Raw genomic sequence first — 24,078 nt, forward strand, 5'->3', positions numbered from 1 at the left:
CGGCCGGAAACCTGTGACAAAACCATGACGTCGTGTCCTGGGTCGCGATGAATCCGCTGTTCACCGAGTGAACCGGCATAGGGTGGCCTCTGTGCCGGATCTGATCGACCTCACGAAACCCCCGACCCGGGTCCGCGGCGAACTGCTCGGCGCGGGCCTCGCCGCGCTCCTGGTAGCGGTGGCCTTCCTCGTCCCGCAACTGGCGAGCGAATCGTGGCGGGACAGCGTTTTCGCCGCCGCCGCCCCGATATTCGGGCATTGGGCCCCGCGGGTCGGCTGGGGCACCTTCCCGGCCCTGGCCCTGGCGGTCGCGGTGGTGCTGTGGGGCCCGGCTCTCACGCACCGGCTGGCCTGGCGGCCGCTGCTGGGCGCGAGCTATCTGACCGCCCTCACCTGGGCGTTCGCCCTCGCATTCGTGGACGGCTGGAAACGCGGGATCACCTCCCGGCTGGCGGACGGGCACGAGTACCTCGCCGAGGTACCGGGTGTGACCGATATCCCCGCCATGCTGCACGGATTCGCCGACCGGATCCTGGACGGGCAACCCGATTCCTGGACCACACACGTCTCGGGGCATCCGCCCGGCGCGCTGCTGTTCTTCGTGCTGCTGGACCGCCTCGGCCTCGGCGGACCGACCTGGGCGGGAATCGTCTGTGTGCTGGTGGGTTGCACCGCACCGCTGGCGGTCGCGGTGGCCCTGCGGGCCCTGGGCAGCGAGGACCGCGCCCGCGCGGTGCTGCCGTTCCTGGTGCTCGCACCGGCGGCGATCTGGATCGCGGTCTCGGCCGACGCGGTGTTCACCGGCGTCACCGCGTGGGGGGTCGCCCTGCTGGCCGTCGCGGCGGGCCGCGCGATCGCACCGGCGGCGAGCGGTGCGCCGCCGGTGACCACTCCGATGAACACAGCTGCCACCGCTACCTCGCGAGCCGACCGGCGGTACCCGGTCGCGGCGGTCGCCGCGGGAATGCTGCTCGCCCTGGGGATCTACCTGAACTACGGGCTGGTGCTCATGGGTTTTCTCGCCGTCGCCGTGCTGTTCGCGGCACGGACCGCGCGACCGCTGATCCCGGCTGTGCTGGGTGCGCTCTTCGTGGTCGCGGCGTTCACGATCGCCGGTTTCTGGTGGTTCGACGGGTACCACCTCGTGGTCGACCGCTACTACCAGGGGATCGCCATGGATCGGCCGTACGGCTACTGGTGGTGGGGCAATCTCGCCGCCACCGTCTGCGCTGTCGGTCTCGCGACCGCGGCCGCGCTCTCGCACGCCCTCGCGCCCGCCCGGCTCCGGGCACTGGAACCGGGGTCGCTGCTGGTGGCCGCCGCGCTGTGTGCGATCGCCGCCGCCGATATCAGCGGGCTGAGCAAAGCGGAAACCGAACGGATCTGGTTACCGTTCGATATGTGGCTGCTCGTGGCGACGGCGTTCCTGCCGGCCGCGCGTACCCGCCCCTGGCTGGCGGTGCAGGCCGCCGGCGCCGTGATCCTGGTCCATCTGCTGAAGACGAATTGGTGAGGTGCCCATGTGCATACTCGTAGCCGACGACGACCCGGTGGTCCGGGAAGTGGTGCGCCGCTATCTCGAGCGCGACGGCCGCACCGTCCTGGAAACCGGTGACGGCCGCGCTGCCCACGACGCGCTGACCCGGACCGCCGGCGAGGTGGAACTGGCCGTTCTGGATGTGATGATGCCGGCGCCCACCGGGATCGACCTGTGCCGGACCATTCGCGCGGGCGATCACCCGGACACCCCGATCATCCTGCTCACCGCTCTCGGCGACGAGGACGACCGGGTCCTGGGACTGGAGGCGGGCGCGGACGATTACGTCACCAAACCGTTCAGCCCGCGCGAACTGGCCTTGCGGGTCGCCTCGGTACTGCGCCGCTCCCACCGCGGACCCGCCACCGATCGGCGGGTCCTGCGCGACGGCCCGGTCACGGTGAACCCGGCGGCCCAGCTGGCCTTCGCTGGTGATCTCCCACTCCAGCTCACCCCCCGCGAATTCGATCTGCTGGCGTTCCTGCTGCGCAATCCGGGCCGGGTGTACAGCCGTGAGGAGCTGCTGGATCGGGTGTGGGGCTGGGACTTCGGCGATCTGTCCACCGTCACCGTGCATATCAAACGGCTGCGCGCCAAATTGGGCGCGGACCACCGCATCGACACCGTCTGGGGTCGCGGGTACGCCTGGGGGCGCGACGATCTCCACACGGAGCCCACCGATGGCCTCATCGCGGAGCCGCCCGATGCCTGAGAACCTGCTGGAGATCATCGGGTATACCCTGGCGTGTTCGCTACCGGTGGTGCTGGCCGGCGCGCTCGCTCTGCGCGCACTGCGGGACCGCTCGCTCACCGCGAGTATGGCCGTACTCGTCCTCATCCCGACGCTGGCGACCCTGGCCGGAATCACCGGTGTCAGCGGATTGATGTTCACCGCCGAGTTCCGGCGCACCTCCCTGGTCCTGCTGCTGGTGGCCGCGGTGACCGTTCCGGCGGCCATCCTGCTGGGCCGCGAGCAGGCCCGGAAAACGGTATGGGAGAAGCAGATCCGGGAGCAGGAACGGGCCGCCGAACAGTCCCGCCGGGAACTGGTGGCCTGGGTGAGCCACGATCTGCGCACCCCGCTGGCCGGTATCCGCGCGATGACCGAGGCACTGTCGGACGGCGTGGTGAACGATCCGGCCGATATCGCCCGGTACGCCGACCAGATCGGCCGGGAGACCCACCGTCTCTCCCGGATGGTCGACGATCTGTTCGAGATGTCCAAGATCTCCGCGGGTGCGCTGCGCCTGGACCTGGAACCCTTGGATCTGCGGGAACTGATCGACGAGATCTACTCCGCCCACCGGGCCACCGCCGATCGGGCGGGGGTGGGGTTCACCGCCCGCCAGCCCGCGGCCCCGCTACCGGTTTCCGCCGACGATCACGCACTCGGCCGGGTACTGGCGAATCTGGTGTCCAACGCGATCGCCCACACCCCGCCCGGCGGCGAGGTGGTGATCACCGCCGGGCATGCCGACGGCCAGGTGTGGACCAGGGTCGACGATTCCGGGCCGGGTATCGCCGCGGGCGATCTGCCCCGGATCTTCGAAGTGGCCTATCGCGGTACGGCGGTGCGCTCGCCGGTCGCGGACAACGGTGTGCCGACGGGCAGCGGAATGGGCCTGGCCATCGCCGCGGGCCTGGTCGAAGCGCATCGGGGCGCGATCACCGCCGCCAACCGGGACGTCGGCTGCCGCTTCGAGATCCGGCTACCGGCCGAACCCGGGTAGTTCGCCGCGGTGCCGTTGACGCGGCGCGCACCGATTCCACACCCCGCACCCGCCTCGGGCGCGATATCGGTGGGCGGCCCACGGCAGCGATCGGGATTCCGTAAGGCCGGACACGAAAGGCCGGTTCAGCCGATCGGCGCGGCCGCCGCGGTGCCCCGTAGCGGTGCCGAGGCGAACTCCACCAGGCCTTCTTCGGGGCGCACCTGTGCCGTGAAGCCGAGGATCCGCCGGGCGCGGGTGGGGTCGGCGACGATATGCCGGACATCGCCGGGCCGGGCCCCGCCGGTGGTCACCGGATCGGGGCCGCCGTGCGCGGCGGCCAGGGTCCGGGCGACAGCGCCGATGGTGATCGGCTGCCCGGAGCAGATGTTCAGCGGGACGAACCCCGGCAGCCGGGCCTCGACCGCGGCCAGGTTCGCGGCGGCGATATCGCTGACGTGCACGAAATCCCTGGTCTGGCCGCCGTCCTCGAACACCTGCGGCGCCCGCCCGGCGGCCAGCGCCGAACGGAAGATCGCCGCCACCCCGGAATACGGCGTATCCCTGGGCATTCCGGGACCGTAGACATTGTGGTAGCGCAGCGCCGTGACCGCCGCACCGGTCGCCGCGACCCAGGCCGTCGCGTAGTTCTCCTGCGCCACCTTGCTGGCCGCGTACAGGCTGCGGGGCCGCGACGGCGTGTCCTCGGGTACCGGCGCCCAGTCGAGTTCCTCGCCCTCGTGCCGGTGCTCGTACCGGCCCGCCGCGAGGTCGGCGTCGGTGCGCGGACCCACCGCGACCACCCCGTCGCGTCCGCGGTACAGCCCCTCCCCGTAGACGACCATCGAGGAGGCGAGGACCAGCCGGGCGCATCCGGCCCGCTCCATCGCGGCCAGCAGAACCGCCGTGCCGTAGTCGTTGTGACCGGCGTAGGCGGGCGCGTCCTGGGTGTTCACCCCGGCGCCCACCACCGCGGCCTGATGACAGACGACGTCCACACCGCGCAGCGCGGCGTCGAGGGCGGCGGGCTCGCGGATATCGATACGGGAGACCCCGGCGGGCGGGTGCGCGTCCGGTCCGTGCGCGGCGGGCAGCATCAGGTCGGCGGCCACCACCTCGTGTCCGGCCGCGAGCAATGCGGTGTGGATATGGGACCCGATGAACCCGGCCGCGCCGGTCAGCAGTACTCGCATCCTCCCGATCCTGCCCGCCGCACCGCGCCGGACGTGGGACGCGAGCGCCGATGTCACGGATTCGTCATACCTATCCCCGCCGTGGCGTGTCCGAAACGGGTCGTGACAACACCGCACTTGACCTGAACTTAACTAAAGGTTCGAGACTGTGGATATTCGACGGAAACGAACCGGAGGAGGTTCATCGTGCGAGCGGTGCAGGTCAGGGAATTCGGCGGGCCCGAGGTACTGGAACTACACGAACTGCCGGACCCGGAGCCCGCGGCCGGGCAGGTCCTGGTGCGGGTGGCGGCGGCCGATGTCATGTTCCTCGACACCCGGTTGCGGTCGGGGTGGGGAACCGATTTCTTCCCCGTCCGGCCGCCGTACGTACCCGGCGGGGCGATCGGCGGCGTGATCACGGCGGTGGGATCGGATGTCGATCCGGCCCTCCTGGGCAAGCGGGTCGCCGCCCCCACCGCCGCCAGCGGTATCGGCGGCGGCCTGCCCATCGGCGGCTACGCCGAATCGGCGCTGACCGAGCTCGCGCATCTCACCGAGATTCCCGGCGATGTCACCGTCGAGCAGGCCACCGCCCTGGTCCACGACGGCCACACCGCGTCGGCGGCCTTCGACCGCGCCGCCGTCCGCCCCGGAGATACTGTCCTGATCACCGCGGCGGCGGGCGGACTCGGCACCCTGCTGACCCAGCTGGCACGGCAGGCCGGCGCCGAGGTGATCGCCGCAGCCCGTGGCGAGGCGAAACTCGCCCTGGCCCGCAGGCTCGGCGCCGCAACGGCGATCGATTACTCCGAGCCCGGGTGGGCCGAACGGGTCCGGGCCGCGACCGGCGGCCGCGGCCCGGATGTGGTGTTCGACGGCGCCGGCGGGCAGCCGGGCGACGCCGCGCTGGCGATCACCGCCGATAAGGGCAGGTTCATCGGCTACGGCGCCGCCGCCGGGGAATTCGCCGATACCGGATCGGAACAGCCCCGGGAACGTGGTGTCGAGGTGCTGAGCCTGTTCGACCTCCCCACCGGCGGTGATCACCGGTCCGCCTACGCCACCCGGATGCTCGGCGAGGTCGCGGCCGGACGGGTGGAGGTCGTCGTCGGCCAGACCTACCCGCTCGCCGACGCCGCGCGGGCGCATACCGCGATCGAGAACCGGTCCGCCCTGGGCCGCACCCTGGTCATCCCGGAATGACGGGCCCGGGGCTCAGGCGGAAGTCTGCTCGATGAGGTCGTCGTAACGGCTCTCGAGCGCGCCGATCTGCGCGGGGTCGGGAATTCCACCCGGCCCCGCGTCGAGTGAATCCCGCAGCGAATCCAGGCAGACGTGGTAGCCCGCGGCCGTTCCGGAATGCCCCCGCGGTCCCGGCCGCCCGAACCAGACCGTGCAGAGCAACCGGGTTCCGGCACCGTCCTCGAGCACGTCGAACCGCAGATGTTCGTCGTCCCAGAGGAATTCGAAGACCCGGGGCGGTTCCCAGGTGAGGATGCGGCCGGGCAGTTCCGGATCGTCGAGGTCGACACCCACTTCGGTGAGTTCCGCCTCGGCGTGTTCGACCGATTCCGGCCAGAACCGCAGCCGGATCTCCGCACCCGCGCGGCGCTCGCCGACGATATCGGCCGGGAACCAGGCCCGCAGATGCTCGGATTCGGTGAGCGCCCGCCAGACCTTGGCCGGCGGATGCGCCAGCCGGCGTTCGTAGCGGGTGCCCAGACGGTCACCGTCGCGCAGCACCTCGCCGAGACGTTCGGTCGTTTCGGTCATGTCACTCCTCGTTGTCGCTGTTGGGGGCGCCGGGAGTCGCCTCGCCGGGCAGTGCCTCATCGGGCATGGCATCGAGATAGCGCTCGAATTCGTCGAGCCGGTCGGCCCATATCTCCCGGAACGGGGCCAGCCACGCATCGATCTCCCGGAGCCGGGCCGGCGCGAGACCGTAGTGCCGGCGCGGGCCGTCCACCCGTACCCGCACCAGCGCCGCCGCGTCGAGCATCTTCAGATGTTTCGACACATTGGGCTGTGCGGTCCCGAGCGCATCCACCAGATCACCGACGGTGCGTTCACCGTTGCGGAGCAGGTCGAGGATCCGCCGCCGGGTGGGGTCGGCGAGAACCTCGAATACATCGCGTGCCACGGCCCCATAATTCCTCCCTAGGCATATTCCTGTCAAGGAATATGCCCGCCGGAAAGAATCCGCGCTGATAAAGGCGCAGATATGACCGAGGTCCGCGTCCGGCATGCGGCCTCAGGCCTCAGGCCTCAGGCCTCCGGGCATGCGGCATGCGGTCAGCGGGTCGCGCCTTGTGCCGCCGCCACGACCTGCGCCACCCAGGCGGAGAAATCGCCCACCGCCGCGGCCGGGAGGGTCTCCGCCGCGCCGCGCGGCCGCTCGAAACTACGGACCGCCGCCACCACCAGCGCCCGGAATCGCGGCTCCGATGCCGCGATGACCCGCGCCGCCGCCCGTTTCGCCGTCCACCGCCCGGTGCGGCAGAACACCACCGAACGACATCCATTGAGCACCCGGTTGTCCGCCGGATGACCGGGTGCGGTGGCGTGTTCGCGCACCGAATCCCCGATCGCGGCGAGCACCAGGTCCCGCCGCGGCGCCGCCAGCACTTCCCGCGCGGGAGGTCCGGCGAGCACCAGGCCACTCTGGTAGGCGATGGCCCGGTCGATGACGAACCAGAAATCCGGCGCCCGGCCGGAATCGAGATCGGCGACCTCCGGCAGAGCCGCGCCGGTATTCAGATTCAGCAGATATCCCGCCCGCGGCGACGGCGTCGCGGCGAAATCCGCGTCGTAGACCACCAGCTCGAGTCCGGCCGCGGGACAGTGGAATTCCGGATGAGCCAGCACCCGGGCGAGCTCGCGTGCCGATTCCCCGGGCGCGACGGGCGCAACGACCACCGCGATATCGATATCGCTGCGGCCGTGCCGATAGTCGCCCAGAGCCAGCGATCCGACCGCGTATACGCCGGTCAGATACCGGCCGTACACGGCTTCCACCCGGCCGACGAGCCGCTCGAGATAGGCCCGTATCCCGGGCGGTATCGCCCGGCTCCCGGCAGCCCCCGGTTCGGCCGCCGGGACGGCGGGCGGCGGTGGGCCGGAATTCCCGGAATCCCCTGACGCCGCCTGTTCGCCGCCGTATCGGGTCATGGCACCCAGGCTAATCCCGCGTTCGGATCCGGGACGGTACGCGTGGAATTCCCCCTCCCCGACCGGCACGGCCCGCATATCGGGCCGCCCCGGCCGGGGAGGGAGCACGGTGTTCCGGATTCCCGCGTGACGGGGAGTCCGGAACACCGGAGACGGGTCTCGAAGATCGGCGCACGAGCCTCGACCTCTTTCTTGTGCTGTCGGTTGAACTTCAGATGATGATCAGCTGCGGACCCGGGCCAGGAATGCGGTCACGTTGTCCTGTACCTGGCGGATCCGGTCCTCGGAATCGAAATCGTCGCGGTACGCGCGACCCATCGCCGGGGTCTTCTTACGCCGGGCGTACAGCGAACAGGCCAGATCGTCGCAGATATAGGTGCCCGTCGTATTGCCGCGCCGCCCGGCTTCACCGGCCTTACGTGCCGTCATCAGTACGACCCCACCGTTGCTGTGGGTGGTCGAACAGATCGTGCACATCTGGGAGCGGCGCGGTCCGCCGGTCTCGAAGCGCAGCGCGATACCGGCGAATCCCGCCTCCTCGGGCACCACCAGGTAGGCGCGGCCCGGAAGTCCGGGATCGGCCCAGCCCAGGAAGTCCAGATCCGCCCAGGGACGGCCGGCGAGATCGGGGGGCAGGGTGAGCCGTTTGGCGTCGCCCTTCGAACAGTTCACGAACGACGCTCTGATCTCCGGCTCGGTCAGGGGTTGCACGGGGTGTCTCCTTGCGTGTAGTGGACAAACCGCGACAACCTATCGGGTGCCCGCCACCCGGGGCAAACATTTTTCCGCACCCGTCCGGAGAGCCGCCGCACCCGGCACCACCCCGGTGGCCTTCGGTTTCACCGGCTCTCCCGGTCGCGGCCGCGCCGGGCGGCCGCCGATCTTTGGCCGAAAGTATCGATCCGGCTCCCCACCGGCGTTCTAAAGTGAGATAGAACACACGAAGGAACAGGAGTTCATATGAGTGCGGGATGCCCGGTGTCGGTTCTCGTCATCGGCGCCGGATTCGGCGGGATCGGCGTGGCGATCGAACTACGCCGCCACGGGTTCGGCGACATCACCATTCTGGAGAAGGCCCCCGATCTCGGCGGGGTGTGGCGGGAGAACACCTATCCCGGCGCGGCCTGTGATGTGCCGTCCCCGCTGTACTCCTACTCCTTCGAACAGAAGCCCGACTGGCCGCAGCGCTACTCGGGTCAGGCGGCGATCCACGCATACCTGCGCGGCGTCACCGAACGGCACGGGCTACTCGACCGGATCGAATTCGACGTCGAGGTCACCGATGCCGTCTTCGACGAGGAATCCGGCCGCTGGACCGTCCATTCCGCCGACGGCGACACCCGCGTGGCGGATGTCCTGATCTCCGCGGTCGGCCAGCTGTCGCGCCCGCAACTGCCGGATATCCCGGGGATCGGGAGCTTCACCGGTTCCGCCTTCCACTCCGCGCTGTGGGACCACGGCGTCGATCTCACGGGTAAGCGGGTGGCGTGTATCGGCACCGGCGCGAGCGCCATCCAATACGTTCCGGCGATCCAGCCGCAGGTCGCGCAGCTCACTCTGTTCCAGCGCACCCCCGCCTGGGTGCTGCCCAAATTCGATACCGACTACTCCCCCATCCAGCACAAACTCTTCGCCAAGATTCCCGGCATGCTGCTGCTGGAACGACTCGGCTGGTGGCTCACCGCCGAAATCTCCTCGTTGGGACTGGTGGAACTGCCGATCATCAGCCGGCTGGTCTCCCGGATGGCGGCGCGCAATCTCACCAAGAATGTCGACGACCCCGAACTCCGCGCGAAACTGACCCCCGACTACCCGATCGCCTGTAAACGCACCCTGTTCTCCAGCGACTACTACCCGGCGCTCACCCGGCCCAATGTCGAGGTCACCACCGCGGCCGTCACCGAGATCACCGCGCAGGGCGTCCGCACCGGCGACGGCACCCTCCACGAAGCCGATGTGATCATCTACGGCACCGGATTCAAGGGCACCGAATTCCTGTGGCCGATGCGGATCCGGGGGCGCGGTGGACGCGAACTCGCCGACACCTGGGCCGACGGCGCGCACGCCTACTACGGGATCACGGTGCCGGAATTCCCGAATCTGTTCATGGTGTACGGACCGAATACCAACCTCGGCGTCGGCTCGATCATCTACATGATCGAATCGCAGTCGCGCTATATCCGCCAGGCGGTGCAGCTGCTCGACGCCACTCCCGGGCATACCCTCGAGGTCCGCGCCGAGACCGAGCGGGCGTTCAACGACGAGTTGCAGAAACGTCTCGACCGCACCCCCTGGAACTTCTGCTCCAGCTGGTATCGCAACGCGGCCGGCAAGATCACCAACAACTGGCCCGGCACCGTCACCCGTTACCGGCGCCGGGTGCGCACCCTCGACCCGGACGACTACACCCTCACTCCCGCCGCGTGATCCACCGCGACGATCCTCACATGTGCGACTCGTCTCTGGGCTCGGTGGCGCCGGCCTGCCAGGCTGGCTCCGGGACCCGGAGGAGGTATCGCGGTGGGGAAATCGAGCGGATGGGCACCGGATGTCTTCGAGTCGGCGGCACGGCGCCGCGGATTCGTTCTCGACGACCCGCAACGCGCCGCCGCGGCCCGGCTCTCCCAACTGGGTTCCGAATTATCCGGGCGCCGAAAGGTATTCGGTGCGACCCCGCGCGGGGTATACCTCTGGGGTCCGGTGGGCCGCGGTAAGAGCTGGCTCGCCGATACCTTCTACGACGCCGCACCCACCCGCAGGCACCGGGTGCATTTCCACGAATTCTTCCGCGAGTTCCACGGCCGCTACGCCGCCCACCGCGGCGCGCGCGACGCCTGTGATCGGGCGGTGCGGGATCTGCTCGGCGATTACCGCCTGGTGTGTTTCGACGAATTCCATGTGCACGACCCCGGCGACGCCACCATCATCGGCCGGGTGCTGGGCTCCCTTTTCGCACAGCGGATCATTCTGGTGGCCACGTCGAACTATCCGCCCTCGGGTCTGCTGCCCAATCCGCTGTTCCACCATTTGATCGAACCGGTCGCGGCCGCACTGGAGCGGACACTCGATATCGTCGCCGTGGATGGCCCCCGGGACTATCGCCGCACCCACCGGGCCGGGCCGGTGCCGGCCGGCTTCCGCGGCGGCCGCTACCTCTGGCCGGGTACCGGAGAACAGTTGACCGCCGCCGGCCTGCACGCCCCACTGCCCGCCGAACGGCGACCGGTCACGGTCGGCACCCACACCGTTCTCGCGCGCGCCGTCCGCGGCGAGGCGGTCTGGTTCGATTTCACGGAACTGTGCGACCGCCCCCACTCCACCATCGACTATCTGGCACTCACCGATCGTTTCCGCCGCTGGACCCTCTCCGGCATCCCGGTCCTGTCCGGTACCACCCGCGATGCCGTCCAGCGTTTCGCCAACCTCGTCGACGTGCTCTGCGACCGCGATATCACCGCCGACCTCATCGCGGCGGCGCCGCTCACCGCATGCCTCTCCGGCGACCACCTGCCCCCGGATATCCACCGCACCGCCAGCCGGCTGTCCCTGCTACAGGGCGCCGGCCCGGCGGCCGCCCGCGTGGATCAGTAGTCCGGGAAGAACCAGAGATCCTGGTCCGCCGCGGCTCGCAGGAACGCCGCGAAGGCCCGCACCCGCTCGAGCGCGTGCCCGTCGTCGCTGTCGTGGCCGAACAGCGGAACCTGCGCATCCCCGGCATCGGCGCGGTCGAACCATTCGTCCACGCGCTCCAGCAGGACCCGCACATCGTCCGGGTCGAACAGGTCGTACAGGCTCATCCGGAACTCGTCGGACACCCATTTCTCGTACACCTGCCCCCGGAACCCGGTGGGGTCGCCGTCGGACGGCCAGAACAGGCCGCCCTCGGCGAAATCGCGCGGGAGATCGTGGAAGGGTGTGAGATCGGCCGGATGCAGCCATCCGAACTCTCCCCGCTCCTCCTCCGGCGTCGCCTGTAGCTGCTGGAAGGCCGCCATATCGGTCACCCGCTCCTGGCTGGGCCGGACCGCGTACACGTCGAGTCCCATGGGTCAGAGCCTAGAGCGTGTGGGGCGCGCGCGCCGCCGGGAAGGTCCGGCTCCCATCGAGCCACCGGGTGCGCACGGCGTCAGTTCCCGAGCGCGGCCCCGGCCGGGCCTAGATCGAGGAACACCGTTTCGCCGTTCGCGTCGTCGAGGCCGTCGTTATCGGTGACCACGAACAGGTTCCCGTTACCGCCGACAGTGAGACCCTCGACCTTCTCCTGGGCGAAACCGCGGGTGGCCCGCAGATCCGGCAGCAGATCCCGCACCAGTTTCTTCGGCAAAACCTGCGGGGGCGCACCGGCACCGGTCACACCGCTCACGGTGGGGATCTCGACGCGGTAGACGGCTTTGAGGGCGGCGTCCGGGCCGTTGAGTTTATCGCGTTCGAGAATCAGTAATCCGCCATCGTGCACCGCGATTTCGGACAGTCCGACCCAATCGCCCTTCGCGGCCGTTTTCTCCAACCGGTAGCCGAACCACTCCCACGCATCGCCGGCCGGGGTATAGCGACCGATCCGGGCGACACCCTTCGGGTCACCCTCGAGTTCCCGCTGCAACACCACCCAGATCGCGTCCCCGTCGACCGCGACCCCTTCGAGTCCCTGACCGCCCAGCCCGGCCGCGATCTCGGCCGGTAATGCGACCCGCTGTTCGATTCCACCGTCCGCGGCGACGGTGATCAGCTCGTTGCCGGGCCCTTTCTCCCCCTCGACGGCCAGCACGAAACCGCCGCCGGGCCGTGCCGACAACCCTTCGATATCGAGCGCCACCGGCGCGCCGTTCTCGGTGATCGCGAGCTCGCGATCGATGACCGCGGGCGAGCGTGTCACGTCCACCCCGAGGATGCGCGCCGGACCGTAGGCGATATCGGTAGCGGTGTACAGCCGGCCCGCGGCGGCCGGGTCGGCGGACAGGGCACCGAGCGCACCCCACCCGATCGGCGTTCCGCCGGCCTCGGCGGACACGATCGACGGGAAAGCCGGTGTGCCCGAGCCGCCGGCGAACGCCTCGCCGAATCCGTAGATATTCACCGCGGCGCGGACCCGGCCCTCGGCGTCATCGGTTTCCGAGGCGATCACCAGCAGATCCCGTTGCGGAACGGGCACGACACCTTCCGGACCCGGCGTCGTCGGCAGGATCTGGAGGAACTTCGGAGCCGTCACCTCACCGATGTCGTATACGGCGACGAAATTGCCGCGTTCGGAGGCGACCAGCGCCACCGGCCGGCCGCCGATCTCGGTGATCGCGAGACCTTCGGGCTCCGGCCCCTTCGCTTCGGCACGCCCTTCGCTGTGCAGACCGGTCTGTACCGCGAGCCGCTCGACCGAGTTCCCGGCGTCCCACACCACCGCACCGGTCGCGGCGTCGAAGATCGACCAACCGCGGGTGCCGCCCTTCCAGTCGCCCTCGTTGGCGGTCGCGAGATGGTCGTCGCCGATCCAGCCGATCGCATCGGGTTCGCGGGGCGCCGCCGGGATCGAACCCGTCTGGTCGAGCACGCCGTCCTCCGCGGTGTCGATACCGTTCACGGCCACGGACCCGGCCTCGAAGATCGACGTCACCGTCGCGGTGGTCCCGTCGATCACGGCGATACCGTTGTTCTCCTGCAGCGTCACCGCGACCTGACCGCGCGAGTTGATACTCACGTATTCGGGTTCGAGGTCCTCGGGACTGTCCAGACCCGCGGCCCGGGCCGCCTCCACATCGAAATCGACCTTGCGGGCCGTCCACGCGTCCGGTACTCCGGCGAGGCCGATGAGCTGGACGAACCCGGTCGGCGGCTGCGGCAGATCCCCCTCTTCGCCGCCCGCCGGCGCGAATTCCTCGTCGCGCTGATTCTCCATCGCGATCGCCGCGAAGGACCCGTCCGGGCTCACGGCGATCGAATCCGGCTGTCCACCGAGATCGATACTGCGCACCCGGGTCCGGTCGGCGACGCGCACTATATCGAGGCGGCCCGCGGGCTTCGCGAAATCGCCGCCGGTGGTGTCGACGACCACCAGCACGTACCCGCCGTACGCGACCACCGATGTCGGCTGATCGTCGGCGTGGCCCAGCTCCTTCAACGACAGTGTGCCCAGGCCCGCGGGCTTCGCCGGATCACGGATATCGAGGAACCCGATACGTTTGGCGGCGGCGTCGGTGTAGATGACGGTGTTGCCGTCCGGGGTGACGGTCGAGATCTCGGCCACCGTCTCGGTATCGAGCGGCTCCCCGGCCGGCCGGTTCAGGTACACCGGATAGGTGGACGCCCGGTGATAACGCTGCGAGTCCGGCAGTTTCCACTGGATCGAGGAGCCGGCCCCGTCGTTCCCGTCGCCCGAGCATCCAGCCACCAACAGGGCTACGGCAGCGGCCACCGCCAGCACTCGACCCGTCTTCGCCGTCGTCATTGTTCCTCGAATTCAGCTCTACCGGGCAGTCGAGTGAGCTTGACGCCGGTAGGTGAGCTGCCGGGGGGACTTCGGTGAAATCGGGGAAACGGACAAGCGTCCAACAACGGAGGGGCGCCGGACTCACCGGCCCGGGACGATGCGGAGCACCCGGTCGTCGCCGGGGCGGGGGTCACCGCGGCCGTCGGTGTTGTTGGTCAGCACCCAGAGGGCGCCGTCCGGCGCGGTCACCACGTCCCGCAAGCGCCCGTACTCACCGGCCAGATGTTCGGCCGATACGGACGGATCGGAAAGCGGGATCTCACGGAGCCGCTCGCCGCGCAGGTTGGCGACGAACAGCGCATCCTCGGTGACCGCCACACCGCTGGGGCTCGCGACGGCGGGCTCCCACTGCTGCACCGGGTCGATGAACTCCGGACGCCCCGCGGCCCCTTCGACTTCGGGCCACCCGTAGTTGCCGCCCGCCTCGATGATGTTGAGCTCGTCCCAGGTGTCCTGGCCGAACTCGGACGCGTACAGGGTTCCGTCCGCGGCCCATCCGATGCCCTGCGGATTCCGGTGCCCATAGCTGTAGACGAGGGACCCGGGAAACGGGTTGTCCCGCGGCACCCGCCCCTCGGGCGTCATCCGCAGAATCTTGCCGGTCAGCGCATTCCGGTCCTGCGCACTCGCACGGTCACCGGCGTCTCCGACGGTCGCGTACAGCATCCCGTCGGGCCCGAAGGCGATACGGCCTCCGTTGTGGTAACGCGCCGAGGCAATCTCGTTCAGCAGCGTTTCTCCCGGTCCGATTCCCAGCGATCCGGGCTGCCCCGTGAGCGGGTATCGCTGGAGGCGGTTTCCGTCCGGCGTCGTGGAGTAGACGTAGAGGTTCCCGTCGCGCACCGCGATCCCGAGCATCCCGCCCTCCCCCGTTCCGGCCACCCCGGGAATCGTGGCGACCGCACGCGTACCGCCGCGCGCATCGAGTTCGAGGACGCGGGCGGAATCACGTTCCCCGATCAGCGCGACACCACCGTGGAACGCGATCGACCACGGGGCCGCGAGCCGGTCCGTCACCACCGACGTCGCACCGAACACGGCCGGCGCCGGGTGCGGCTTCGACGACGAACCGGGCGTTTCGGCGGTCTCGTCCGAGCAGGCGACGAGGGCCGTCGCCAGCACCACCGCTGCCGCGAACGTTCCGGAAAGCCTGATCCGAGGCCACCTCACACCCATACCGAGCCACTTCCGTCTCCGAGGACCGGGATCAGTTCAGGCTACGCGGCCGGGCCTCCGGGATCGCCGACCTCACCGGCCGGAAGCCGGAGGTTCACGCAGCACCGGGGAACGTAGGGTCGGAGGTACCCGCGCCACCGAGTCCGACAGCCAGGAGTGCCGAATGTCGATCCGTAGCCTCAACCATGCGGTGCTCTTCGTCTCCGACGTGGAACGCAGCGTCGACTTCTACACCCGGGTACTGGGCTTCGAACGTCTCCCCGCCGATTTCCCGGGCGCCGCGTTCCTGCGCGGGACCGCCTCCGCGAACGACCACGACCTCGGCCTGTTCCAGGCGCGCGGTGAACGCGCCCCCGACGGCTCGGTCGGCCTCTACCACCTGGCCTGGGAGGTGGAAACCCTCACCGACCTCGCCGGCGCCCGCACCCGCCTCCGCGAGGCGGACGCGCTGACCGGTGCCGCGAACCACGCCGCGACCAAGGCCCTGTACGGACGCGACCCGGACGGTATCGAGTTCGAGGTCACCTGGCTGGTCCCCGACCACCTGGTAGCCGCCGAACTCGGCCCCGGCGTTCCCCCCACCCGACCCCTCGACCTGGACGCCGAGATCGCCCGCTACGGCGCCCACACCTCCGGCGGCCCCCGCACCGACCGCCACCTCTACGCCCGCCACGGCAACCGATCCTGACGTCATCGCCGCCGCCCCGCCCACTATGAAACACTGGCGCAAAACGTCTCATTTATAGGAGACTGACCTCGTTGGACGAACCGCGGTACGGCCGCGGTGGCAGGACCCGAGGAGATGGCGCATCGATGACCCCCGACGAGTACGACGAAGCGACGCCCGGGTCGGCGCCCGCCGGTATCGACGTGGAGCGCGTCACGACCTGGTTCGCCGAGCATCTCCCCCGGGTCGAGCCACCCCTGCGTTTCGGCCTGATCACCGGTGGCCGGTCCAATCTCACCTATCGCGTGCACGATGAGGCCGGATCCCGCTGGGTTCTCCGCCGCCCGCCCACCGGGCACGTCCTGGCCTCCGCGCACGATGTGGTGCGGGAGTTCCGGATCCTCGACCTGCTCGCCGACAGCCCGGTCCCGGTCCCGCCGGTCCTGGGTTGCTGCACCGACCATGCCGTGACCGGCGCGGACTTCTACGTCATGGAATTCGTGGACGGGATAGTCCCGGACGATGCCGAAGCGGCCGCCGGTATTCCGCGCGCGAGCCGGGCCGCCGCGTCCCGCGCTATCGTCGATACGCTCGCAGCGGTCCACGCCGTGGATACCACCACCGGCCCACTGGCCGAGTTGCGCAGATCCGGGAGCTATCTCGAACGTCAGTTGCGCCGCTGGCATCGCCAGCTGAGCGCCGGCGGTGTCGGTCCGGGCCCACTCTGGGATGTCCACGAACTGCTGACCCGCAACATGCCGGCCGAACGGTGGACCGGTATCGCCCATGGCGACTTCCGCCCGGGCAATCTGCTGATCGGGACCGACGGCACCGTCCGGGCGGTCCTGGACTGGGAGCTGTGGACCGTCGGTGATGTGATGGCCGATATCGGCTGGCTCGCGGCCTCCTGGTCGTCGGCGGAGGTGTTCGGCTGGGCCCCCGAACCCGCGGCGGGCTACCTCGACCTCGATGCCGTGCTGTCGCGCTATGCCGACGCCACGGGTCGCGCTCTCGACGATCTGCCCTACTACCAGGCCTTCGCCCTGTGGCGGCTGGCGGCCATCGCGGAGGGGGTGGCGGCACGCTTCCGCGCCGGGGTGATGGGTGCACAGGACGTCGACGTGGCGGAGCTCTCCCGGCGCCCGGCGCGGCTCGCCGACGCCGCGCGCGAGATCCTGACGACAAGCGGAACACGCTGATCGTTGTCAGCGCTGCCCCGAGTCAGCGCTGCCCCGAGTTTCCGTCCCCGGCCACAGATCCGGAGAACCGTTTCGCCCATCCACCATGTCGACGGCGGTTCATCAGATGGCCGCACAACAGCAGCGTCCACACCACCGCGACCGCGACCGCGAGTCCCACCGGGTAGTTGCGGTCGAGAAGACTCGCGTTGTCGGACGCCGGTGCCAGCAGGACCGGAAGCGCCACCAGGATCAGCGTGACGGTGCACACCGCGCCGCAGGTGAGGGCACCCCACCAGTTCGCCGGGACCGCCCTGCCCACCGAGTATCCGGCGGCCGCGCAGAGCGGAGCGAACACCGCGTCGTGCGCCGCGATCGCGAGGAGCGCCCAGAGGGCGATCTCACGGACGACGTCGGGGCCCAGGTCCACGAGCAGGGTGGCTCCGTATCCGGCGAGCGCCAGACCACCGAGCAGGAGCAGGACGCGGGTGCCGGTCATCCGAGCACCTCTATCCGGGACAACCATTTCGTCTGCAGCACACCGGGGCGATTGGGTGCGATGAGGCGGCACGGGTATCCGTGATCGAGATCCAGGGTCTCACCGTTGACAGTGAGCGCGATCAGGGTGCGGTCGTCGACCACATGGGGGTGCGGGAGTCGAGACACCCGATACAGGCCGGTGGGTTCCAGTGATTCGAACCCGACATCGCCGACCCGGGACTCCCCTACCGCCGCGAGGAGATCCCGGAGCCGGATTCCGGTCCAGTGGGCGGTGGCGCTCCATCCTTCTACGCAGGCAATGGGAAGACGCACGGCCGTCTGGGGAAGCGCGAGGAGTTCGGTGCGGGTGAACTCGCGGCGCTGCGCGCCGACGACCACGGTCAAGCGGTAGGCGGGGTCACGGGCCGGTTCTTCGATACCGGCCCGGGCCGCCGTGCGGTTCACCGGAAGTCCCTGCGGCCCCTTCCCGCTGCGCGGGGCCAGCACCGCGAGCGGGCGTAGAAACCCGACCGACTGCCCGGCCACGGTGAGAACGGCCGCGACGGCCGCGACACCGGCTCCGGCCAGCGCGGCCCGGCGTGACAACCGGGTCGCGGTATCGGGCGGCGGGCCCGGCCGCGCGCCCAGGGCGTCGCGGATCACCGGCAGTTTCACCGCGAGATGGACGGCCAGCGCCCCCACGGCGATGTAGGCCATCGCGTAGTGGGCCGACGGGAAATAGAAATCCCACCAGTAGAACTGCGCGATATTCGACAGACCGGTGGCGAGCTGGAACAGGACCGACCCGACCAGGACCGCGATCGACAACCGTTCGAGGACCCGCCGCGGCCCGCCCAGAATCGGGCGGGCGAACAGTCGCGGGTACACGGCCCACAGTTTCACCAGCACCAGCGGTATCGCGGCGATACCGGACAGCACATGGGTGCCCTGGGTGACGCGGTACAGCCAGGCCGGGTTCGCCGGCCACCGGAACCACCCGGGCGGGTGCTGGATCAGATGACTGAGCAGCCCGGTGAGGAAACAGACGACTATCGCGGCGCCCAGCCACCGCCCGACCCTGGCGGCGACGTCGGGCCCCCGCCCGCTCATCGACGAGACCGCCCGCGCGGGCCGGACGGGGAGCCGGCTGCATCGCGGCACCGGCCCGGGCCGGTGCGCCGCCCGGCGGTATCGGTCCGATCTGGGGACATACCTGTCACGCTAGGCGTCGAACCGGCGAAATCCGTGACATGACCAGCGGGTCGCGCGGCCGAGTCGCCGGGCCACCGATCTTGGGCCGTCCGATCCGGCCGGGCGACCGTTCGCAATATCTGTGGATCACCCGGATGTCCCAGCCTATGTGGTGCCGCCGCCCGTGATGAGCCGCAGCCCTGGACAGATCTTCCGCAGCTCGCTCGCCACCGCCCACGTGGGCGTCACGAGGACCGGCGACCGCCTCGAGGAACGTCCCGGAAGGGGACGTTGTGATCGGAACGCGCTTCCCGCGGCATACCGAGCACCCGTTCACTGATCACATTGCGTGCCATCTCGGTGGTCCCGCCCCCGATACAACTCACCTGACGCATCAGGAACGTATCCCCGATATCGCCGAGTTCCTCGGTCCACACCGCGCCGCCGGACCCGGCGATCTCGAATTCGATCGTCGCCCGCCGTGTTTCGGCGAGCCCGCGGAACAGGCGGCCGAGGGCGGCCGAATGATCGGATATCGCGCCCGACACCATCCCGGCGCCCAGCCGCCGTTGCAATTCGGTGCCGACGATCTCGAGCATCTCCGATTCACCGATGAGATCACGGACTCCGGGGTCGTCCAGGGTTCCGGCGTGGTGGGCGATCTCCACCGGGGTGCGATCGGATATGGCGGGTTTCTCCGGCACCGTCGTGTACGGGGATTCCGAGAGCAGCCGTTCGTGGAACATCCACCGGGTCCCGACCGTCCAGCCGTCGTCCACGGCACCGATCCGGTCGGAATCGGGTACGCGGACATCGGTGAGGAATTCCTGGCAGAAATCCTGGGCGCCGTTGAGCATCTCGATCTGATGCACCGCGATTCCCGGCTGCTGGATCGGCAGGATGAATACGGTGAGCCCGCGGTGTTTGGGAACATCCCAGTTGGTCCGGGCCAGGCACAGGGCCCAGTCGGAGTACCAGGCGCCGGTGGTCCAGATCTTGGCGCCGTTGAGCACCCAGTCGTCACCGTCACGGACCGCGGTGGTCACCGCACCCGCCACATCGGAGCCGCCGCTGGGTTCAGAGAGGAACTGCATCCAGATCTCCTCACCGCGCAGCATGGCCGGAATATGGCGGCGCTTCTGCTCCTCGGTGCCGAAATCGAGCAGCACCGCCGCGCACGGCGACATGGTCGGAACCTGGAACCGGGACGGATATTCGTAACCGGCGAGTTCGTCGGTGAAGGCCCGCTGATGGGCGGCGGTGAGTCCCTGCCCGCCGTAGTCGGCCGGGATGGCGATACCGGCGAACCCGGCGTCGTAGAACCTGCGCTGCAGCTGCCGGTCGTAGGCGACCGCCGCCAGCTCGTCGGCGCGCGCCGTTTTCCGCAGCCCGGAGGTGGCTTCGGCACGGTAGGGGCCGAGTTCGGCCCGGATCCAGGCGCGGGCCCGCAGCCGGAAGTTCTCGACGGTTTCGACGGTCATACCGGCAGCTCCTGTTCGATGCGACGGTCGGCGAGGCGGCGGCGGTGTTCGGCCGGCGTGCCGTACAGCATGCGGTTGACGGTGGCGCGACGCAGGAACAGATGCAGATCGTGTTCGAAGGTCAGGCCGATACCGCCGTGCAGTTGTACACAGTCCTGGAGGAGTTCCGGGCCGTGCTGCCCGATGAACGCCTGCGCGGCATCGGTCAGCGCGCCCGCTTCCGGACTGCGCGCGTCGACCGCGGCGGCGGCGCTGTCGGCGATCGCGTGCCCCGCCTCCAGCCACGATTTCAGATCGGCGATCCGGTGTTTCAGCGCCTGATACGACGCCAGCGGGCGCCCGAACGAATAGCGGTCGGACACCCAGTCGAGCACCATCTCGAACCCTGTCTGCATGGACCCGGTCGTTTCGGCGCACTGCACCGCCACCGCCAGTTCCAGCTGCCGCTCGATCTGTTGTGCACCCGCACCGAGTTCACCCACCAGCGCGGTGCGGGGAACCCGGACACCGTCGAAGGCGACCGCCGAGAACCGGCGGGTGATATCGGGAGAGCGCAGTGGGGTCACCGACACCCCGGGGGCGTCCGCGGGCACCAGAACCTGGGTGAGCCCGCCCTCGCACCGCCCGGTGACCAGCAGGTACCGGGCCGCCCCGGCCGACTCGACCGGTTGTTTGACGCCGTCGAGCACCAGATCCCCGCCGTCGGCGCGAATCTCCAGCCCGACCGCCCCGAGCGCGTGATGCGGCGTGGGTTCGGCATGACACCAGGTCGCGACGGATTCACCGGATACCAGTTCGGCGAGGACCTCCGGATGAGTGCCGGTGTCGTTCAACGCGGCGGCCGCGATATTGGCCGGGACCAGTGGGCCCGGTGCGGCATGGCGGCCGAATTCGTAGGCGATCAGCGTGAGATCCACGACCGGCCGGCCGCTGATCGAATCCTGCCCCGCCAGCAGCGAGGTCCAGCCGAGTTCGGCTCCGCGACTCCAGTACTGCGCTTCGAATCCGTGCTCGTCGTATCGGAGTGCGCGCAGCTGGGCCGCCGGGGCCCGCGCGCTCAGGAACTTCGCCGTGGTGGAACGGAAGAACTCCTGTTCAGGCGTGATATCGAACAGCATGTGGTCCTCCGATGCGGCGTTTTCTCGGCTGCGATGCAGCGGTGAACACCGCGACGGCACGGAGCCGACGAATCGGCGCGGCCTCCGATGGCGCTCCCATAAGTCGAATACCGCACGGTATGCCGTTTCCGCAATAGCCGGCGGCAACGGTGCAGGTGGGGCGCGGGTACGCGACGACCCCGTGCGCGCTTCGCCGCGATCCGCGGTTCCGGACGGTGTCCGATGAACGCAGGCGGGGCAAGGGGATTCGTTCGCGGGTTCGCGGTGGCGGATATCGTGTCCCCATCACCGGCGACAGGGAGGGGTGGTCGCGATGCTCGTCATCGCCGACAAGCTCAGATCGGGCGCGGAGAAACGCGTGGCCGGATGGCTGCGGCGCTGGGAGGGGGACTACCGGGTTCCCGGTGTCGCGATCATGAACTGCTACCTCGCCGGACAGGAAGTCGATCTGGTGGTGGTCACCCCGCATACGACCCTGGTGGGTGAGATCAAGGGCGTCGACCCGCGGGTCACCGGCGGTGTCCTGCAGTGCACCACCAACAGTCCGTGGCAGGTGCCGGAGTTCGAGGGCGATCCGGTCGGCGTGCGCGGTGACGACACGACACCCTACGACCAGGTCCGCGAGGCGGTCTTCAAACTCAAGGCGGCGGCGGGACAGCTCGACGGCGGCGGATTCATCTCGGGTCTCGTGGTGGTGGTGCCGCCGCGTGGGTCGGCGATGCGGCTCGAAAAGAAATCCGCGCCGCCGCAGGGCTGCGATGTGCTGTTGTGCGGCACCCAGAATCCGCTGCGCGCCTGGTTCCATCGCGCCCATCACCGCAGCGCGGTGGTGTGGACCGCGGAGCAGGCCTACGCACTGGTGGAAGCGCTGGAATACGGCGGCCGGACCACCGTCGCCGCGCTGGCCGACGAAGGCTTCCCCCTGGAGTCCGCGCTCCCCGCGCCCTCATCTCCGACACCGATTTCCCCGGCGCCGGAATCGGCGGCGGCGGCGGGGTCGGGGGAATCGGCATCACCGCCGGGGTCGGAGACGGGGAGGGTGTCGCCGGCGGGGCCTGCGTCGGAGCCGGAGCCTGTGCCGGGAGAACCGGCTCGGAAGAAAGCGGATCCGCACGCCGGCCCGTCCTCGGTAGTCCTGGCGGCCCCGAGTCTCCCAATCTCGGAATCCGCTGCCCCCGTGGTCACCTCCACACCGCACGTGCCCGCGCCGAATCCGAGGTCCGAGCCGGCCCCGCCCGCACCCCCGAGACCGCCGGAAGCCCCTGGACTCCCGGAGTCGGATACCTCCCCGACGCACCCTCCAGGCACCGACTCCCCGACGTACCCCCCGGACGCTGCCTCCCCGACGCACCCTCCAGGCACCGACTCCCCGACGCACCCCCCGGACGCTGCCTCCCCGACGCACCCTCCAGGCACCGACTCCCGGACACACCCCCCGGACGCTGCCTCCCCAACGACCCCTCCGAGCCGTGCATTGCCTACACCCGCCCCCGGCGCGGCGTCCCTCGCGGCTCCGCCGACGCACACGGACACGGACACGGACACGGACACAGCAGCCGGTACGCCGCCGCGTCCCGAACCCGCGCCCCACACCCCCGCCGAACCCGGGCCGGTGCAATCCGGCCACCGCCGCGCCCACTATCAGACCGCCGCCGCCTTCGCCGTGATCGCCGCCCTCGGCGCCGGGTTGTGGCTGCTCGGCCGCGCCGGCGGGGAGACCGCGCCCCCGGAAACCGTCCCCGAGCAGCAGATCAGCTCGGTCGCCGAACAACCGGTCGTTGCACCTCCGCCCGCCGCGGTACCACCCCGGCCCCCGGCTCCCGCCCCACCATCTGCCCGGACGTGTTTCCCGTTCCAGCCGAATTGCTGAACCCCGGGCCCCGCACGATCCCGTCGCCGACGAACCTGCGACCACACCACTTCCGGAAGGTCCCCCTGCCCCATTGCGCCCGGCCGGGTTCGGGACTATCGCGGTCGGTCCTCATCCGGGCGGGGTCCGTCGGCGTCCCCCGAACAGCCTGCCGACGCGTACGGGCCGGAGGAGGTCTGCTCGGACAGCACCCGCCCCGCGACCAGGATGCGGCAGGTGATGTCACCGCCGTGCGCGCTGTTGGTGGCGGTCAGGGAAACGATCCTGCCGAGGTCGAAGATCGGCACATCCTTGGTCCACGGCACCGCGGCCGCGATCTCCCGGGCCACGCCGAGGTCGCGACCCAGGTAGCTGATGGAGATACCGGTGCCCGTCCCCTCCACCCGGTAGGTCACCGTGAGTGCCGGCGCGGCCTCGCGGACAGCCAGGTTCCGCACGCCCTCGACCACCGCGGTCCCACCGCCGGCGAGCAACCCGCACACCAGCACGGCGCCGCCCGCGATCCAGGGCCATCTCGGTCTCCTCGCCGGCCGCCCCGGCGACCTCGCCCCGGCAGGCCGATCCTGCTCCTCGCGCGGTCCGCGGTACGGGGTCTGGTCGCCGGGAGGGTTGGTCAATGTGACTCCTCTGGTCGAAGGACATGACTCATCGCATCACTGGGAGGTAGATCACAGCCGCGCCAATTAATGTTACATAGCTATTTTTCCTGTTCAGGAGGCTACCTGTAGCGGCGGGTATGCGGCTGCCGGTACCGCCCGGTACCCAATTGAACGTGCTCCGCGGCAGTGCTGTGACCGCGATCGGGCGCCGCGACGCATAGACCCCGGCCGTCGCGAGTGGGAAGCTCGAA

22 protein-coding genes are annotated in these 24,078 nt (G+C 69.9%); 9 read left to right on the plus strand and 13 right to left on the minus strand.

Features of this window, described 5'->3' with window-relative positions; all coding sequences use genetic code 11:
- Nucleotides 1–100: 100 nt before the first annotated feature.
- From AB0F41_RS02235 to AB0F41_RS02245, 3 genes are read left to right on the plus strand one after another with little or no spacing between them, the layout of a single operon-like run.
- A complete protein-coding gene (locus tag AB0F41_RS02235; RefSeq protein WP_357420987.1) occupies nucleotides 101–1,513 on the plus strand; it encodes a hypothetical protein in 1,413 nt (470 codons plus the stop codon).
- Between the two features lie 7 nt (nucleotides 1,514–1,520).
- Complete coding sequence (locus AB0F41_RS02240) at nucleotides 1,521–2,249, plus strand: response regulator transcription factor (protein WP_357420843.1); 729 nt, start codon at nucleotides 1,521–1,523, stop codon at nucleotides 2,247–2,249.
- A complete protein-coding gene (locus AB0F41_RS02245) occupies nucleotides 2,242–3,267 on the plus strand; it encodes a HAMP domain-containing sensor histidine kinase (protein WP_357420844.1) in 1,026 nt (341 codons plus the stop codon). The genes AB0F41_RS02240 and AB0F41_RS02245 overlap by 8 nt, the downstream gene beginning before the upstream one ends.
- A 125-nt stretch (nucleotides 3,268–3,392) precedes the next feature.
- On the opposite strand, the gene AB0F41_RS02250 is transcribed toward AB0F41_RS02245, so the two are convergent.
- Nucleotides 3,393–4,448 (minus strand): NAD-dependent epimerase/dehydratase family protein, encoded by a 1,056-nt coding sequence (locus AB0F41_RS02250; RefSeq protein WP_357420988.1) that lies wholly within the window; start codon nucleotides 4,446–4,448, stop codon nucleotides 3,393–3,395.
- A gap of 177 nt (nucleotides 4,449–4,625) precedes the next feature.
- On the opposite strand from AB0F41_RS02250, the gene AB0F41_RS02255 reads away from it, so the two are divergent.
- Nucleotides 4,626–5,624, plus strand: coding sequence for a zinc-binding dehydrogenase (locus AB0F41_RS02255; protein ID WP_357420845.1), 999 nt, complete (start codon nucleotides 4,626–4,628; stop codon nucleotides 5,622–5,624).
- Between the two features lie 12 nt (nucleotides 5,625–5,636).
- Here the strand turns inward: AB0F41_RS02255 and AB0F41_RS02260 are convergent, their stop codons facing one another.
- The 4 genes from AB0F41_RS02260 to AB0F41_RS02275 form a co-directional block, all read right to left on the minus strand.
- Entirely contained in the window at nucleotides 5,637–6,194 is a 558-nt protein-coding gene (locus tag AB0F41_RS02260) for an SRPBCC domain-containing protein (protein ID WP_357420846.1), read from the minus strand.
- 1 nt (nucleotide 6,195) lies between these two features.
- Nucleotides 6,196–6,561: a metalloregulator ArsR/SmtB family transcription factor gene (locus tag AB0F41_RS02265; RefSeq protein WP_357420847.1), complete on the minus strand. Its 366-nt coding sequence runs from the start codon at nucleotides 6,559–6,561 to the stop codon at nucleotides 6,196–6,198.
- 152 nt (nucleotides 6,562–6,713) lie between these two features.
- Nucleotides 6,714–7,589, minus strand: coding sequence for a nucleotidyltransferase domain-containing protein (locus AB0F41_RS02270; protein WP_357420848.1), 876 nt, complete (start codon nucleotides 7,587–7,589; stop codon nucleotides 6,714–6,716).
- 222 nt (nucleotides 7,590–7,811) lie between these two features.
- Nucleotides 7,812–8,300, minus strand: coding sequence for an FBP domain-containing protein (locus AB0F41_RS02275; protein ID WP_357420849.1), 489 nt, complete (start codon nucleotides 8,298–8,300; stop codon nucleotides 7,812–7,814).
- 249 nt (nucleotides 8,301–8,549) lie between these two features.
- On the opposite strand from AB0F41_RS02275, the gene AB0F41_RS02280 reads away from it, so the two are divergent.
- Both AB0F41_RS02280 and zapE read left to right on the plus strand, forming a co-directional pair.
- Nucleotides 8,550–10,016: an NAD(P)/FAD-dependent oxidoreductase gene (locus AB0F41_RS02280; protein ID WP_357420850.1), complete on the plus strand. Its 1,467-nt coding sequence runs from the start codon at nucleotides 8,550–8,552 to the stop codon at nucleotides 10,014–10,016.
- Between the two features lie 93 nt (nucleotides 10,017–10,109).
- Entirely contained in the window at nucleotides 10,110–11,180 is a 1,071-nt protein-coding gene (gene zapE, locus AB0F41_RS02285) for a cell division protein ZapE (RefSeq protein ID WP_357420851.1), read from the plus strand.
- Here the strand turns inward: zapE and AB0F41_RS02290 are convergent.
- The 3 genes from AB0F41_RS02290 to AB0F41_RS02300 form a co-directional block, all read right to left on the minus strand.
- The gene (locus AB0F41_RS02290; RefSeq protein WP_357420852.1) at nucleotides 11,174–11,635 is read right to left on the minus strand and encodes a hypothetical protein; all 462 of its coding nucleotides are present in this window, start codon (nucleotides 11,633–11,635) and stop codon (nucleotides 11,174–11,176) included. The two genes, zapE and AB0F41_RS02290, sit on opposite strands and share 7 nt — an antisense overlap.
- 80 nt (nucleotides 11,636–11,715) lie before the next feature.
- Nucleotides 11,716–14,025, minus strand: coding sequence for an esterase-like activity of phytase family protein (locus AB0F41_RS02295; protein WP_357420853.1), 2,310 nt, complete (start codon nucleotides 14,023–14,025; stop codon nucleotides 11,716–11,718).
- Nucleotides 14,026–14,148: 123 nt separating this feature from the next.
- Entirely contained in the window at nucleotides 14,149–15,243 is a 1,095-nt protein-coding gene (locus AB0F41_RS02300) for a PQQ-dependent sugar dehydrogenase (RefSeq protein ID WP_357420854.1), read from the minus strand.
- 163 nt (nucleotides 15,244–15,406) lie between these two features.
- Here AB0F41_RS02300 and AB0F41_RS02305 point away from each other — a divergent pair, with 163 nt between their 5' ends.
- Nucleotides 15,407–15,931, plus strand: coding sequence for a VOC family protein (locus tag AB0F41_RS02305; RefSeq protein ID WP_357420855.1), 525 nt, complete (start codon nucleotides 15,407–15,409; stop codon nucleotides 15,929–15,931).
- A 125-nt stretch (nucleotides 15,932–16,056) separates the two neighbouring features.
- Entirely contained in the window at nucleotides 16,057–17,109 is a 1,053-nt protein-coding gene (locus tag AB0F41_RS02310; protein ID WP_357420856.1) for a phosphotransferase family protein, read from the plus strand.
- A 22-nt stretch (nucleotides 17,110–17,131) separates the two neighbouring features.
- On the opposite strand, the gene AB0F41_RS02315 is transcribed toward AB0F41_RS02310, so the two are convergent.
- From AB0F41_RS02315 to AB0F41_RS02330, 4 genes are all read right to left on the minus strand, one after another.
- Entirely contained in the window at nucleotides 17,132–17,587 is a 456-nt protein-coding gene (locus AB0F41_RS02315) for a hypothetical protein (RefSeq protein WP_357420857.1), read from the minus strand.
- Entirely contained in the window at nucleotides 17,584–18,678 is a 1,095-nt protein-coding gene (locus AB0F41_RS02320) for a molybdopterin-dependent oxidoreductase (RefSeq protein WP_357420858.1), read from the minus strand. Before AB0F41_RS02320 ends, AB0F41_RS02315 begins: the two co-directional genes overlap by 4 nt.
- Nucleotides 18,679–19,004: 326 nt before the next feature.
- A complete protein-coding gene (locus tag AB0F41_RS02325) occupies nucleotides 19,005–20,240 on the minus strand; it encodes an acyl-CoA dehydrogenase family protein (RefSeq protein ID WP_357420859.1) in 1,236 nt (411 codons plus the stop codon).
- Complete coding sequence (locus tag AB0F41_RS02330) at nucleotides 20,237–21,358, minus strand: acyl-CoA dehydrogenase family protein (RefSeq protein WP_357420860.1); 1,122 nt, start codon at nucleotides 21,356–21,358, stop codon at nucleotides 20,237–20,239. Before AB0F41_RS02330 ends, AB0F41_RS02325 begins: the two co-directional genes overlap by 4 nt.
- A gap of 313 nt (nucleotides 21,359–21,671) precedes the next feature.
- Between AB0F41_RS02330 and AB0F41_RS02335 the strand changes: the two genes are divergently transcribed.
- Nucleotides 21,672–23,228 carry an NERD domain-containing protein gene (locus AB0F41_RS02335; RefSeq protein ID WP_357420861.1) on the plus strand — a complete coding sequence of 519 codons (1,557 nt, stop codon included), beginning with the start codon at nucleotides 21,672–21,674 and terminating at the stop codon, nucleotides 23,226–23,228.
- 95 nt (nucleotides 23,229–23,323) lie between these two features.
- On the opposite strand, the gene AB0F41_RS02340 is transcribed toward AB0F41_RS02335, so the two are convergent.
- Nucleotides 23,324–23,845 carry an MmpS family transport accessory protein gene (locus AB0F41_RS02340; protein ID WP_357420862.1) on the minus strand — a complete coding sequence of 174 codons (522 nt, stop codon included), beginning with the start codon at nucleotides 23,843–23,845 and terminating at the stop codon, nucleotides 23,324–23,326.
- Nucleotides 23,846–24,078 lie beyond the last annotated feature (233 nt).

The organism is Nocardia sp. NPDC024068, from assembly GCF_040638875.1.
Classification (GTDB): domain Bacteria; phylum Actinomycetota; class Actinomycetes; order Mycobacteriales; family Mycobacteriaceae; genus Nocardia.

Excerpts from the sequence above, each read along its gene's own strand:
- AB0F41_RS02240 (WP_357420843.1), top strand. The coding sequence starts at position 1,521 with ATGTGCATACTCGTAGCCGACGACGACCCGGTGGTCCGGGAAGTGGTG.
- AB0F41_RS02245 (WP_357420844.1), top strand. The coding sequence starts at position 2,242 with ATGCCTGAGAACCTGCTGGAGATCATCGGGTATACCCTGGCGTGTTCG.
- AB0F41_RS02260 (WP_357420846.1), bottom strand. The coding sequence starts at position 6,194 with ATGACCGAAACGACCGAACGTCTCGGCGAGGTGCTGCGCGACGGTGAC.
- AB0F41_RS02270 (WP_357420848.1), bottom strand. The coding sequence starts at position 7,589 with ATGACCCGATACGGCGGCGAACAGGCGGCGTCAGGGGATTCCGGGAAT.
- AB0F41_RS02280 (WP_357420850.1), top strand. The coding sequence starts at position 8,550 with ATGAGTGCGGGATGCCCGGTGTCGGTTCTCGTCATCGGCGCCGGATTC.
- AB0F41_RS02290 (WP_357420852.1), bottom strand. The coding sequence starts at position 11,635 with ATGGGACTCGACGTGTACGCGGTCCGGCCCAGCCAGGAGCGGGTGACC.
- AB0F41_RS02295 (WP_357420853.1), bottom strand. The coding sequence starts at position 14,025 with ATGACGACGGCGAAGACGGGTCGAGTGCTGGCGGTGGCCGCTGCCGTA.
- AB0F41_RS02300 (WP_357420854.1), bottom strand. The coding sequence starts at position 15,243 with ATGGGTGTGAGGTGGCCTCGGATCAGGCTTTCCGGAACGTTCGCGGCA.
- AB0F41_RS02305 (WP_357420855.1), top strand. The coding sequence starts at position 15,407 with ATGTCGATCCGTAGCCTCAACCATGCGGTGCTCTTCGTCTCCGACGTG.
- AB0F41_RS02310 (WP_357420856.1), top strand. The coding sequence starts at position 16,057 with ATGACCCCCGACGAGTACGACGAAGCGACGCCCGGGTCGGCGCCCGCC.
- AB0F41_RS02315 (WP_357420857.1), bottom strand. The coding sequence starts at position 17,587 with ATGACCGGCACCCGCGTCCTGCTCCTGCTCGGTGGTCTGGCGCTCGCC.
- AB0F41_RS02320 (WP_357420858.1), bottom strand. The coding sequence starts at position 18,678 with ATGAGCGGGCGGGGGCCCGACGTCGCCGCCAGGGTCGGGCGGTGGCTG.
- AB0F41_RS02325 (WP_357420859.1), bottom strand. The coding sequence starts at position 20,240 with ATGACCGTCGAAACCGTCGAGAACTTCCGGCTGCGGGCCCGCGCCTGG.
- AB0F41_RS02330 (WP_357420860.1), bottom strand. The coding sequence starts at position 21,358 with ATGCTGTTCGATATCACGCCTGAACAGGAGTTCTTCCGTTCCACCACG.
- AB0F41_RS02335 (WP_357420861.1), top strand. The coding sequence starts at position 21,672 with ATGCTCGTCATCGCCGACAAGCTCAGATCGGGCGCGGAGAAACGCGTG.